Source organism: Dyadobacter ginsengisoli DSM 21015, from assembly GCF_059568735.1.
Window position 1 is genome coordinate 898,167 of sequence record NZ_JCANTY010000001.1, and the last position, 12,402, is coordinate 910,568.

General features: G+C 49.3%; 14 protein-coding genes. 5 read left to right on the plus strand and 9 right to left on the minus strand.

Going from position 1 to position 12,402, the window contains the following annotated elements:
* Window positions 1-80: 80 nt before the first annotated feature.
* The 4 genes from BP71_RS03065 to BP71_RS03080 all read right to left on the minus strand — a co-directional run bounded on the left by BP71_RS03065 (window position 81) and on the right by BP71_RS03080 (window position 3,042).
* Window positions 81-1,433, minus strand: coding sequence for an amidohydrolase family protein (locus BP71_RS03065; RefSeq protein ID WP_496376476.1), 1,353 nt, complete (start codon window positions 1,431-1,433; stop codon window positions 81-83).
* Between the two features lie 101 nt (window positions 1,434-1,534).
* Complete coding sequence (locus BP71_RS03070) at window positions 1,535-1,828, minus strand: type II toxin-antitoxin system RelE/ParE family toxin (RefSeq protein WP_496376478.1); 294 nt, start codon at window positions 1,826-1,828, stop codon at window positions 1,535-1,537.
* The gene (locus BP71_RS03075) at window positions 1,829-2,074 is read right to left on the minus strand and encodes a type II toxin-antitoxin system ParD family antitoxin (RefSeq protein WP_496376480.1); all 246 of its coding nucleotides are present in this window, start codon (window positions 2,072-2,074) and stop codon (window positions 1,829-1,831) included.
* Window positions 2,075-2,286: 212 nt separating this feature from the next.
* Window positions 2,287-3,042, minus strand: coding sequence for an MBL fold metallo-hydrolase (locus tag BP71_RS03080; RefSeq protein WP_496376482.1), 756 nt, complete (start codon window positions 3,040-3,042; stop codon window positions 2,287-2,289).
* Window positions 3,043-3,180: 138 nt separating this feature from the next.
* On the opposite strand from BP71_RS03080, the gene BP71_RS03085 reads away from it, so the two are divergent.
* The 3 genes from BP71_RS03085 (at window position 3,181) to BP71_RS03095 (ending at window position 5,134) form a co-directional block, all read left to right on the plus strand.
* Window positions 3,181-3,975 (plus strand): hypothetical protein, encoded by a 795-nt coding sequence (locus BP71_RS03085; protein WP_496376484.1) that lies wholly within the window; start codon window positions 3,181-3,183, stop codon window positions 3,973-3,975.
* 2 nt (window positions 3,976-3,977) lie between these two features.
* On the plus strand, window positions 3,978-4,430 hold the full coding sequence (locus BP71_RS03090) for an SRPBCC family protein (protein WP_496376486.1): 453 nt from the start codon (window positions 3,978-3,980) through the stop codon (window positions 4,428-4,430).
* A 257-nt stretch (window positions 4,431-4,687) separates the two neighbouring features.
* Entirely contained in the window at window positions 4,688-5,134 is a 447-nt protein-coding gene (locus BP71_RS03095) for a hypothetical protein (protein ID WP_496376488.1), read from the plus strand.
* Window positions 5,135-5,156: 22 nt separating this feature from the next.
* Here BP71_RS03095 and BP71_RS03100 read toward each other — a convergent pair whose 3' ends face one another.
* From BP71_RS03100 to BP71_RS03110, 3 genes are all read right to left on the minus strand, one after another.
* Window positions 5,157-5,570 carry a hypothetical protein gene (locus BP71_RS03100; RefSeq protein WP_496376490.1) on the minus strand — a complete coding sequence of 138 codons (414 nt, stop codon included), beginning with the start codon at window positions 5,568-5,570 and terminating at the stop codon, window positions 5,157-5,159.
* Between the two features lie 131 nt (window positions 5,571-5,701).
* Complete coding sequence (locus BP71_RS03105) at window positions 5,702-7,069, minus strand: alpha/beta hydrolase (protein ID WP_496376492.1); 1,368 nt, start codon at window positions 7,067-7,069, stop codon at window positions 5,702-5,704.
* 103 nt (window positions 7,070-7,172) lie between these two features.
* Entirely contained in the window at window positions 7,173-7,724 is a 552-nt protein-coding gene (locus BP71_RS03110) for a hypothetical protein (protein WP_496376494.1), read from the minus strand.
* 195 nt (window positions 7,725-7,919) lie between these two features.
* Between BP71_RS03110 and BP71_RS03115 the strand changes: the two genes are divergently transcribed.
* Window positions 7,920-8,369: a glycine zipper family protein gene (locus BP71_RS03115; protein WP_496376496.1), complete on the plus strand. Its 450-nt coding sequence runs from the start codon at window positions 7,920-7,922 to the stop codon at window positions 8,367-8,369.
* 250 nt (window positions 8,370-8,619) lie between these two features.
* Here the strand turns inward: BP71_RS03115 and BP71_RS03120 are convergent, their stop codons facing one another.
* Complete coding sequence (locus BP71_RS03120) at window positions 8,620-10,074, minus strand: BNR-4 repeat-containing protein (RefSeq protein ID WP_496376498.1); 1,455 nt, start codon at window positions 10,072-10,074, stop codon at window positions 8,620-8,622.
* Window positions 10,075-10,247: 173 nt separating this feature from the next.
* On the opposite strand from BP71_RS03120, the gene BP71_RS03125 reads away from it, so the two are divergent.
* A complete protein-coding gene (locus BP71_RS03125) occupies window positions 10,248-11,012 on the plus strand; it encodes a methyltransferase domain-containing protein (RefSeq protein WP_496376500.1) in 765 nt (254 codons plus the stop codon).
* Between the two features lie 457 nt (window positions 11,013-11,469).
* On the opposite strand, the gene BP71_RS03130 is transcribed toward BP71_RS03125, so the two are convergent.
* On the minus strand, window positions 11,470-12,363 hold the full coding sequence (locus tag BP71_RS03130; protein WP_496376502.1) for an SDR family oxidoreductase: 894 nt from the start codon (window positions 12,361-12,363) through the stop codon (window positions 11,470-11,472).
* Window positions 12,364-12,402: the final 39 nt, after the last annotated feature.

Here is a 12,402-nt window from a genome sequence, read left to right on the forward strand (position 1 = left end):
AAAAAACTACCTAATCAGGCTGACAGCGTGCAAAATGTCAGCCTGAGCGTAGTCGAAGGCGAGCCCTACCGAAAGAACCCCTACTTAATCTTAAACAACTCAATCGCATTATCCCTCAGCAGCCTCCGCGCGATATCTATCGCCTCGGCCTCCGTCAGATAAGCGTCGCGGACCTTTTCACTCAACACTTTTGAGACGATAGCCCTAGCGATGAGCGAATGTGCGTACGTGCCTTCGACGTTGTGGTAATCGCCGCCGAATGCCATGATTTTGTTCGCGGGGACGGTTTCGAGCCATTCGTGGAGGTAGCGCTCACTGTATGAGGGCGAGATGATGGCCGACCAGCACATGTCGATGTAGACGTTGCGGAATGCCTTCGCCTGCGTGGAGAGGATGCCGCCGTACGGGAAGCCGCCGTGGAAGAGGACGAATTTCACATCGCGGTATTGGAGGAAGAGGTTGGCGAGGTGCGACGGGTTGGCATTGTCGATGATGTTGCCGTCGCCGGATTGCAGGCCGGTATGGAACTGAAACGGAATGTTGTTCTTGCGGACGAGCTGGATGATCTGGTGCATGACGTAGTCCTGGAATGGTTTTACGTCGTTGAATGCGAAGGTTTTATCGCCCGGACTGTTCATGAGTCTCGCGAAAACGCTGTCGGCGACGGACTTGGGCGTGTCTTCGTACTTCAACGTCCGGTGGTAGGCCAATGCCGATTTGACGCCGATAATGCCCCGGCCCATCGCCTCCTGAAACGCCCCGGCGAGGATCGCAATGTAGGAATCGAGGTCGGAAACGGGCGCATTGTACTCCTTACCGAGCGCGAGCACTTCCTGTTTGGAATGAATGCGGATGAAGGCATCGAACTTCTCCACATACCTGAACATCGGGTTCGCCGAGCGGCTTTTCTCGACGTCCTGGATCGCATATTTGATCTTCGCACGGTTTTTCAGCACATAATCGTACCATTTGCCATTGTAAGATTCGCGCAGCTTTTGCGAAAGCAGCAACACCGTCGAATCGTTGAGGTCCTTCATGCCATAAAGCCTGTCGATCGCCAGCAGTACGGTACGGTTATACGCGGTGTTTTTGGATGCTTCGAAAAACGGCTTGATCCGCTTCCATTTCTCGATCACGGTGTATTTGTCGGTCAGCAGCTCGGCGAATTCCGGCTTGCCCATTCCGGCGGATTTAATATCGTCATCGGCATAATGAAAAAGCAAATGCATAAAGTCGATCGGCCCTTCTTTCGGCACGTCGGCTTCTTCCATCAAATGCTCGTGGGTATCGACGATTTCGAGATGATCGACGTAGGTTTTAATGCGGGTTTCAAAGCCGGGTTTCGGTTTCGGGCGCAGGGCGATTTGGGAGAAGGTTACGAAGGGCAGGAGGGTTAGTAATGCGACGTTGCGTGTTGTTCGGAAAATGTTCATTGGGAAAGTGTCAGGATAATTTGCAGTGAAATGATTGCTTGACACTATTACCGATGGTTTTGTGATTGATACCACTGGGAAATGAAAAATCCCTTCGAAGGTCAAAGATGGAGCTCGACATCCATGCTCACATGAAGAATGCGGATAATTTCGATGACGTAATCCGAGGACTTTCGGAAGAAGATATTATGCTTGACACAAAGGGTTTTATAATACCCTTTGCGAATCGCGTCGATTGGTTTGGCCTTCGCTTTGCCGTCCGCAATGGCTTGGAAGCAACTGAATAATCCGTCAAGATACTTTTCCGCCTGCTCCACCGACCAAGTGTTTTCGGTATAATCCCAAATATCCTCTAAGTCTGATTCGGCTCGACGAGCCAGGCGATATAATCCCATTTACGATTTTCTTTTTGCCCGCATTCTGGCTTTAAATTCCTCCGGGTCGAAGTCTTCCGCCCAGCCGCTTTGCTCGCCTTCTGCTAATGCCTGTCTCAAAAGCTTCAATTTTTCTTCTTCTCTTTCAAGCAAGCGCAGACCAGCCCTTACAACCTCACTCGTGGAGGCATAACGGCCGGTTTCAATTTGATTTTGAATGAATGTGTCAAAATGAGGACCGATGGAAATGGATGTGTTCTTCGTCATGATAAATCGTGCTGAGTCGCTGATTTAATAAAAGTACCAAAAATTGGTAACATTTACGCACAAAAAAATCCCTTCGGAGATTGGAGGGAGGGGGCGTTGTTCGGTATGGACTGTCTTCGACCGCCGGGCGGCCCTGTTCGCTCAGGCTGACATTACGCACATTGTCAGCCTGAGCGGAGTCGAAGGCGGGCGGTCGAAGCGCATACCCAATGTCACTTCACCGTATACCAATCCCTAACCCGCACATCAATCTTGCTATCCTTCTCATTCACCAATTTCTTAAATGCCTCGGTGTCGCTAAAACCATTCTGCCCGCGATAATGGTAAGGATAAACCACCTTCGGTTTGAATGCCAAAACGGTAGTGGCAGCCTCGTTAATATCCATCGTATAAGGCAAATTCATGCAAACAAACGCCACATCAATATTTTTCAAGGCTTTGATTTCCGGGATGCCCGATGTGTCGCCGCTGAGGTAAACCGATTTGCCGCCCAATTTGAGGATATAGCCGTTACCGCGGCCTTTGGTGTGGCGTGAATCTGCGGTTTCGGGGAGGTTGTACATTGGGACGGCGGTGATGCTAATGCCGAGCTTTTCCGTGGTTTGGCCATTGGCGAGGACGGTGGTTTTGGCTTTCAATGCGTCGGACATTTTATCGACTACGGCTTGTGGGGCCACGATGATGGTGTTCGCCAAGTCGAGGGCGTCGAGCGAGGTTGGGTCGAAATGGTCGCCGTGGATGTCGGTGATCACGATCAGGTCGGGTTTGGCGATGCCTTTGAAGGTCTTATCACCCTGGTACGGGTCGGCGTAAATGGTTTTGCCGTTCCAGGTCAATGCGAGCGTGGCGTGGTTGAGCGGCTGGATTTTGAGCGGACCATTGGAGGTCGGAATATCGTCAGGTTTGGGAAGTTGGGCCCAGCAAAGCGAGGCCGCGAACAGGAGTAAAAGTGTGAACGTAGTTTTCATCAGGTGTTTCATTTTTGGTTGATCAAATTTAGGGTTTGCCGGACGTCAATCAAGCTTTGCGATAATTTTTCATTGCTTTTTAATCGCGAAGTGAAAGAACTGGCTAGCTTGCAAGTCGATCGGTTACAGCTTACTCAAATGACTGGATATTGTAAAGTGGCGCCGCGATGGGCGCGGTTTGTGTTCTGTTTTATATCAATACTAATAACTAGTCGTGCCCACCAGGCGCTGGCCCAGGAGTTTGTTGTAGCACCGTTTAATTTTAATATCCAAAATGGCTCCTACACGCCTGCAAGCACGAATGCGAAGGCGCTTGCGGAAGTGAAAACGGAAATACCGCCTCAGACTTTCATGCAAAGGCCTGATCCGAATTTATCGCTTCTATATCCGCAGTCGGGCGGTATTTTGCTTTTTAAGTCAAAGAATTTGAAAGACTTAACTAATGTAGCCGGTAGACTGACCAATCCGTCTATGGCTGTGGTTGACACCATTTTTCACAATCAGGTTTATCGGCAAAAAGTCGATGGCGTCGAAAAGTATTCTTTTGATATGTGCTATGCCTTGCTGATTGACGGCAAGCGCTACTATACCGATTTCCGGCCTCATACCGTCGATTACCGATATCCGCTGGTGTATCACAAACAACTTTTCATGGTAGCTTCGCAAGAAATGGGCTACGAAATGTACGCCGACAAAGGCTATCCCGAACATTTCCACATCGCCGTTTTCGACCTGCAAAATGGCGGGATCAAAACGCGTTTCGTGAGCGAGGAATTACCATTTCATTATGGTTACGAATTTCTTGATGAAAGCGACAATGCCATTAAGTCGGAGTACAAAGTCGCAGATCAGAGTTTTTGGATTGAAATTCAGGGACTTAATGAGACTTATAAGGGTGTTTGGAATGGAAAGGAGTTAAAGCATTTGAAATAATAATGGCGACTATCCATTTGACCACATCGATCCATGCTCCTATAAATGCGTGTTTTGACGCCGCACGGAGCGTAGATGCGCATTTGTCATCAGCAATAGGTACGAATGAGAAGGTGATTGCCGGGAGAATGACCGGGTTATTCGAAGCGGGCGATATCGTCACATGGGAGGCGCGGCACCTCGGTATCAGGCAGCGGCTTACCGTGGAAATCAGCAGAATGATCGAACCGACATTTTTTGAAGACAAAATGCTGAAAGGCGCTTTCAAAAGCATGCGTCATGAACATCATTTTGCCGAGGGAAATGGCTTTACGATGATGACCGACCTATTTCAATACGAGACACCGTTTGGTATTTTAGGTGCGCTTTTTGATAAGTTATATTTGGAGAGTTACATGAGAAGATTCTTGCAGAAGAGGAATTTGCATTTGAAACGGGTGCTTGAACGAGCTTAACTATTTTCCAAAAGTCACTTTTTAACGCAATCCGTCTATCTTCGCGCCCTATTTTTAACTCCAAACAACACCAATGAAGTATTTTTCCCGGATTACCTTTTTACTCCTGTTTCTGATACCAGTGCTGACCACCGCGCAGCAGACCGAGGAGGTGAAAGTCAAAAACACATTTAACGCTTATAAATCCGGACAAAGGTGGGGAAGCTGTCGAACAGGTTGATACGAAGACGATAGCCTACTATGGCAGTATTCTGGAAATGGTGAAAACAGCGGATTCGTTGCAGGTCGATAAGTCTTCTTTGATGGATAAACTGATGATCCTGATCATTCGCCACCGCATTTCGAAAGAGGAGATTATGACCACAAACGGCAAGCAGTTGCTGGTAACGGCCATTAAAATGGGTATGGTAGGGAAGAGTTCTGTGATGAACAATGAGGTGGGTGTCGTGAAAGTGAATGGGAATTTCGCTTCGGGAGAACTTTTGGTGCGTGGGCAGAAAACGCCGCTCGCATTTGAGTTTCATAAAGAAAGCGGCGCATGGAAGCTGGACCTCACGGCAATTTTCCCGGCGGGCGAGGCGGCGTTTCGTCAAATGGTGAAGCAAAGCGGCGAGCCTGAAAATGAATATTTGTTGTCGCTGATCGAACTGACAACGGGCAAGGAGCCAGGGGCGGAGGTTTGGGTGCCCACCAAGCAGCGATAATGTCATAATGCCTCCCAACCTTTCAAAGTATCTTCACCGAAGCCAAAATCTCCAAAATTACATCCTCGTTTTTGCTCCGGCCATAAATGCTGAGTTTCCGGAAATCATCGACTTTCATATACAGGCCGATCAATCCTTTTCCGGGTGTTTTTGGTCTGACGGTGAGGGTTTTATAGCCGCTTTGGATGGATTCGGTGCGGTAATGGGTCGCATCGGTTTCTTTGGTGAAAGGGTAGGAGTACATGCCCATGTCGTACCGGAGCGTGTCTTTTCCGTTGGTAATGCCGCCTACTTTGGAATCGTAGCCCTGCGCCTCGAATTTCTTCCAGCTGGATGGTGCTACAAATGAAAAATCGTCGAAGGACATGGGCGTTGGTTCGTCCTTTTTGCAACCCAGGATCAGAAGAAGCGCGAGAATCGGTAGAGAGGTCTTCATAGCTTTAAGAGGGAGAATGTGAGGTAGTTCGAAGACCAAAATGCGTGGAACTTGGTTGGAAGCCGCGCCGCATTGCCCCGTGAAATGCATTCAAGGCACTGTCATGCAAGTACCTTGAATGCTGAGAAATTTTACGCAATCGGCGCTTCTTCTTCCGGAACCGGCGGTTGAACGGTTGCTCCTTCGAGTTGTTTCAAAACGTGCGATACAACAGGCCTGCAACTGAAAAGGTATGCGTGGTGCTTCATCAGAAAATCCTTCTCCCAGAAGGTTTTGAGCAGGTTAATGCTGCTGTAATCGCCAGTCCTTGCTTTCATCATCGCCTCGTCGTCGTTGTCCAGGAAACCGTAATACAGGGGATCCGGCGCGGGATCGGTGCTTTCGTTAATGATATCCAGCACATTATGGAAATTAAAACCTTCTTCGAGTTTTAGATTAGGATCTTGTTTGAAGATTTCGTCGCCGTAAGAGCCCAGGTTACGAAAATCGGCCGTCAGGCCTTCGGCATCGGGACGAGGATCAAAGCTGGCGGTGTTTTCGTTCAGGTTAAACTGTTTGGAGCTCACATACAGCAGGTAGTCGCTCGGGTCGTAATAAATGTGCACGTGCTTGCCGAGCTGTTTCAGCGGCGTGTAATTGTAATGAAAATGCGGGCCTTTGAATTTTCTCCGCATATTTCTCAGCTGCACGCCTCCCTGCTGCACGGCCAGGTGCGTCACGTCCGGGGCCATGAGGAAGATGTTCTCGAAAATGCCTGTCGGAATGGTATGGCCGTCGCCCGGATTGATCATGCCGTTCAGCAATTGATGGCCGAATGAATGCACGACAAGGTTCAGCGTTTTGCCTGCTTCTTTCAGCTTTCGTGAGAGCACTTCAAAATATTCAAACAATCCATTTCGCGTAAACTGCTCGCCGTAACCGATCGAGCGGTCGTCGGCTTTTTTGCGCCAGCCGTAGGACGGCCAGCCGAAGTAAAGCACATTCGCCACGCTATTTTTGGGGTGTGCGAGGTAGCTTTGGACGAATTGGGGCACAAGTTCCAGTTTGAGGCCTGGTTCCCAGTCGAACCCGTGAATGTAAACAAAAACGTGTTTTCTCGATTCCGGCAACCTGCTCACAGCCTGTGTCACGCCCGTAGCCCATACCTCCGGGAACAGTTCTGTGACCCGGAAATCGCGGTTCGGGGAAGGAGGGAGGTTGGCGAAAAAGAGCTTGTTCGGCGCATCGGCCATATCGATGATCGGGATGCCTGCATTGTGGGCGCGGTAGCAAATGAAAAAGTTGGATTTGTCAAGGTCCGAAAGGCCCGAATACGCATTCAGTTCCACTTTGTTGCCAATCACCTTGTTGCCGTCGTCGGCGATATACCACAATATGCGATTTTGATATTCTGCACCGACGATGCGTACCCTGGTGCCCTTTGTGTAAAAAGGCTGGGAGTTGTTTTGGCCGCGGCGCTGCGATTGCTGGTTCAGGTCGTCGTTAATAATTCCTTCCATAAAGAGGTGGTTGGTTCGGTGTCAAGCTATTTCTACAATTTAGGAAGGAATTCAAAGGCCCTCAATGGTTTATTATTAAGCGGTAGCGTGGGCTGAAGATTTATTAAAAAGCCCTTCCTACCGACACCGTTGGCCACGGGATCAACACATTCTGAATTTTGTAAGATCTACTCCAACTGATTCTTTTGGAATCATAGGCAACGGGGAAGAGCGCATTGATCCGTACCAGCCATTTACCGTTCACAGGCTGGTGGCGGTAGCCGACACGCAGGGCAGTGTACCAGGAGGCCGATTTGCCGACCAGCTTCTGATCGTTGTAATGATGGACACTGCGCTTGTCCTGCAACATCACCTGAGTTCCCGCTTCCCAGTGATGCTTTTCTCCAAGGCTGACAGTCCCGAAATCGAGAATGGCAACTTTTTGGGTGCTATTTCCCAGGGGCTGCCACATCCCGCCGACGTTCATGTTCCACGCCAGGTGACGTCCCTGGAAAAGGATCCTTTCGTATTGAATAGAAAGCGGTACAAAGAAATCCTCCCTGCCACCAGTCGAGAGCTGAATGCTGTTGCGTTTTTGAAAAGAATAATCCGCATTTTGTGCCCTAACGGCGTAAGAAACCAAGGCAATGGCGATGAGAAGAGCAGACTTTTTCATGGTTGACAGCGGTTGGTGAAACGTGATGTGCTATTTGGTTACTTAAAGCGGATTGTTTGCGATAATATACTCATTGTTATTAGGTTATGACGTGTCCCGGTGTCGGCATGTTCTTTTTTGCAGATTAAGAGCCTGGAAATTGTCAGGTTGGCACGGTTTTGGCTCATCACCGAACAGAACCATCCAACACCAAAGATGAAAGTGATTATTTCAATGTTACTCGCTGCCTCGATTCTGACAGCCTGTAACTCGCACTCCGACAAACAGGAAGCGTTACTGAAATCACAGCAAAAGACCATCGATTCCATGCGTGTAGCCATGGAGAAGCAGGCGATCATAGACTCTATGAATACCCTTCAGGCGCAACGAGAGGAGGCCGAAAAGTGGGAAGAAAATGAGAAAAATGAGGCAACAAGCCACAACCAGGCGGCTGTGAGTGCCGCGGCACCTGCACCGGCCAAAAAGAAATGGAGCCACACCGCCAAGGGCGCGGTGGTAGGAGCAGGTACCGGGGCGATTACCGGAGCGATCGTCAATAAGAAACGTGCCGAAGGCGCATTGATCGGTAGTCTGATCGGTGCGGGCGTAGGGGCGGGTACCGGCGCGATCGTCGATCATTCGAAAAAGAAACGTCAGGGGCAGTAATGCCATAATTAATTAAAGCATGCCGTAGCCAGCATATTCACGGGCTACGGCATGTTCATTTACCAGTTTCCAGTACGCCTTAGCTGGTGTTATCACCAGCCAATTCGGTCATTTACGTCTACGCCTTAGCTGGTGTTATCACCAGCGAATATGGTCATTTGACCAGTTACGATTATTGCGCCTTAGCTGGTATTGTCAGCAGCCAATACGGTCATTACGCCTTAGCTGGTGTTATCACCAGCTAATACGGTCATTTGACCAGTTCAGGCGTAAGCATTTCTTCCCTTCCACTCCGCGGCAATCTGAAAACATCCCCATTCGCATTGGTTATGTAAATATGCGATTCTGACGGCTTGCGCCCGTGGCCATCGGCCCAGATCGCGTAAAAATCGGGTTGCGCTTGCATGGGCTTGCGTACGTAGGAATGGTTCATCGGGCTATTCCGGGTAAGCTGTTTTTCCAAACGCCATTGTTTGCCGCCGTTATTGCTCCGCCACATGGCTACCTCGCCTCCGGGATTGTAAGCCTGCGGGCCATCGACACTCGGGCCGATCACACGGAAAACGTTTTTCGGTTCTGCATAAACAGAGCCCATGTCATAGTTATTGTCGGATGTGGTGACGACGTTCCCTTCCCAGCCTTTTCTTCCAGGCCGGTACAATGTCCATTCTCGCGGACCGTTGGCAGGGCCGGCTTCATAACCTTTGCTTGAAATGATGAGGATGGCGGGTTTCCCTTTCCGGTCGAAAGTGATGTCCAGCAGGTAGCAATTCTTTTTCTCGCTCGCATAGTCATGCACCCTCGCGGGGTTTTGCGGATCGGTTAGCGGTAATTGGGCGATTTCACCGTCGATGGTCTTCCAGGTCTGGCCAAAATCGGCAGTTTCGAGATAATGCAGGTTCGTACGGTAGTTCAGTCCTTTGCCTTTGGGGTGATAGTCGAATGCCACACCGATTTTTCCGTTTTGCTCCGCGCTGATCTGGTAATGTCCTTCCTCGATGTGTGCCAGTACTTTCCATTCACTCCATTGTACACCGTCGCGGGTTGTGTTGAAGCCGATCACTCGCTGTCCTTTCTGATTGTATTTGGTAAACAATGCAATAAAGCCCTTGCCTTTGACGGGATACACCTGGAAATAGGAGAAATTGTTGAAAGGCTTCCCCGTTCCGTTCACGAGTTCGGTTGCACGGACCGTCTCAAAGCCGCTGATATCAAAAGGCTTTTTGCTTTTATGAATGTAGGACGGACGCGAAATGCCGTGCGAGGTCGAGAATATCCAGACATAACCCTGGTCGTCGAGCGAAATGACCGGGTTGTCGTGCGCGTCCGTCGTTTTTTTGTCGAGAATGGTCAGCGGATTAGCAACTTTTCCGGTTTTATGGTCGAAGTAAGATACGTTGTGGAGCAAAGTGGAATTGGTACTGTCGGTGCCGCCAAAACAGAAGAATGTTTTGTCAACAGCTTTGGCGTAGACCGCAAATGGCCGGTGATTGGCGGGATAAACGGCTAAGCCGCCCGAATATTTGTAAACATACTCGTCATTCGAAGGCTGATTCATATACCAGATACCCCTGAAACCATCGGCTTTTTTCATGACCAGCGTGGCTTCGGCGTATTGATTGTCGGCGTGTTGGGCATGTGAGGCGATGCAAATGAGGAATGCAAGAGCGCTAAGCCAGCAGTGGGCACTTATTTTAACCATCATCAATAAGTATACAGTTGATTACATATATTTAAAAGGCAGTCTTGAACGGCCAGCTACTGGTAACAAGCCGGATCCTGCCGCAAATGACCCTTGCAGTATACCTTGTAAGTCTGACAACCGGTGTTAGATTTACAAGGCGAATTTTGTCTGAAAACCTATCAAATCATAGCAGAATGGCCTGGAATCCAAATATCTATAATCAATTCAAAACAGAACGTTCCGCCCCGTTTTTTGACTTGCTGGCAATGCTGGAACGCAAATCCGTTTCCGATGCGGTCGATCTGGGCTGCGGCACCGGCGAACTGACGCAGCATCTGGCGGCGGCGTTGCCGGGTGCTCATGTTTTGGGCGTGGATTCTTCCCGGGAAATGCTGGAAAAATCGGCAGTGTTAGCGACCGAACGGCTGCGGTTCGAATGCATTTCGATAGACGGTTTGCTGGCCAGCGGACAGCCATGGGATGTCATCTTCTCGAATGCGGCGATTCAATGGGTGCCCGACCACGCGTCGTTGTTTCCGAAACTGATTGCCGCTATCCGTCCGGGCGGGCAGTTGCTGATTCAGATGCCGAACCAGCACCGCAATATTTCGAACCGCCTACTGCATGAATTGGCCGAGCGGGAACGATATACAACAATGCTGCAGGGCTGGGACCGATTGTCACCAGTGCTGGGGATTGAAGATTATTCGGAGTTGCTTTTCGAAAACGACGCTAAATCGATCCATGTGTTTGAGAAAGTGTACCCATTGGTGCTTCCGGATGTAAATGCCCTGCTGGAATGGGTATCCGGTACGGCTTTGATCCCTTACCTGGAAAGGTTGGGCGAGGAAATACGGGACCGTTTTGTGCAGGATTATAGAGATCTGCTGCGTCAACATTTCATCAAAACTCCTGTCTTTTACCCGTTCAGGAGAATTTTGATGGCGGCGACATTTTGAGTAAAGGCGCAGCTACACTACCTGGGTTTTCGCTATATTTAAGCAGTGGACACCATGGTAATCAACATATTAAACCCGAAAGCTGCCAAGTTTTTGCAAGACTTGGAAGACATGGATCTTATTTCTATTCAGAAACCGAAAGAATCCGGTTTCATTTCTACCATGAACAAGCTTCATTCTCAATCTGACTCAACCCCGACTTTGGAAGAAATTACTGCCGAGGTTGAACTGGAAAGAGCGAAGCGATATGTCGGATAGTCCTGCAAAGGTCATCATCGATACAAACCTTTTGGATTAGTTTCTTGGCGATCGATTCCCAGGCCGATGCACTCATAACGGGCGACGCGGATTTGTTGGAATTGGTGCATTTTGGCAATACCAAAATCGTCACGATGACCAGTTTTATAAACAATATTTGAAAAGCGCGGCCGCTAATCCGACCGCACTCTTCAAATTGTCAACTCGCTGCATACGCCCCTGCAAACCGCTTTGCGAAATCTTCGAGTTTGAAGGTGCTGGTGATTTCAGGCCGTTTTTTCCAGTAATCTTCCTGCATCGTGCCGTTGCGTAGCGCCTGGCCCATTTCCATGTAGAGACGTGCGAAGACATCATTCAAGCCTGCCTGTACCATGCCATTATACGCATCCTCATCAGAGAAAGTAATCCACGGAGTTCCTTCTTTACCCACGGATGCACCTAACACCGACGCAATTTCCGACGGATCGCGTTCGTCGCTGGCGATATAAATGATGGTTTCGGTCTCGGTAAATGGTGTTAATAACGCTTCTGTGGCCGCTTTGGCAATGTCGTCGGTGTCGGTGAGGACCAGTTTTTCGCCCGTGTTCCCAAAATTGCTTCCGGCAATGCCCGCGTTTTTGATCAGTCCGATCTGGCTGTAAAGGTTACTGAAGAAGTAAGAAGGACGAAGGATTTTCAGCTGCAAATCCGGAATGCCGGCGAGCTTTTCTTCGAGATAACCCAATGCATCGATCGGTCCCGCACCCTTACGCAGGTGTGAGCCGATGCTGCTCAGGAGTACGATGCGCCTGATACCTGCCGATTGAACCGCCTGTACGTACTTATCCGCAACTTCAAGCTGGAATGCGCCATAGTCGGCCAGTGCAAAATCGCTGGGTATCATCAGGTAAGCGATGTCACCGCCTTTGAATGCGGATTCCAGGAACGCGGTATCCCGCACAGATCCGATGGCTGCCTCTGCACCCAGACTTTCTATCTGTTCTTTTTTACCCGCATTGCTGCTGATGACGAGTACTTCGTGACCGGCTTTGATCAAATTCTGTGTAACGGGCAGACTGATGTTGCCCAAAGATCCTGTGATGATATATTTCATGTCCTATAATTGTTTTTTGATGCAGCAAAATTATATTTG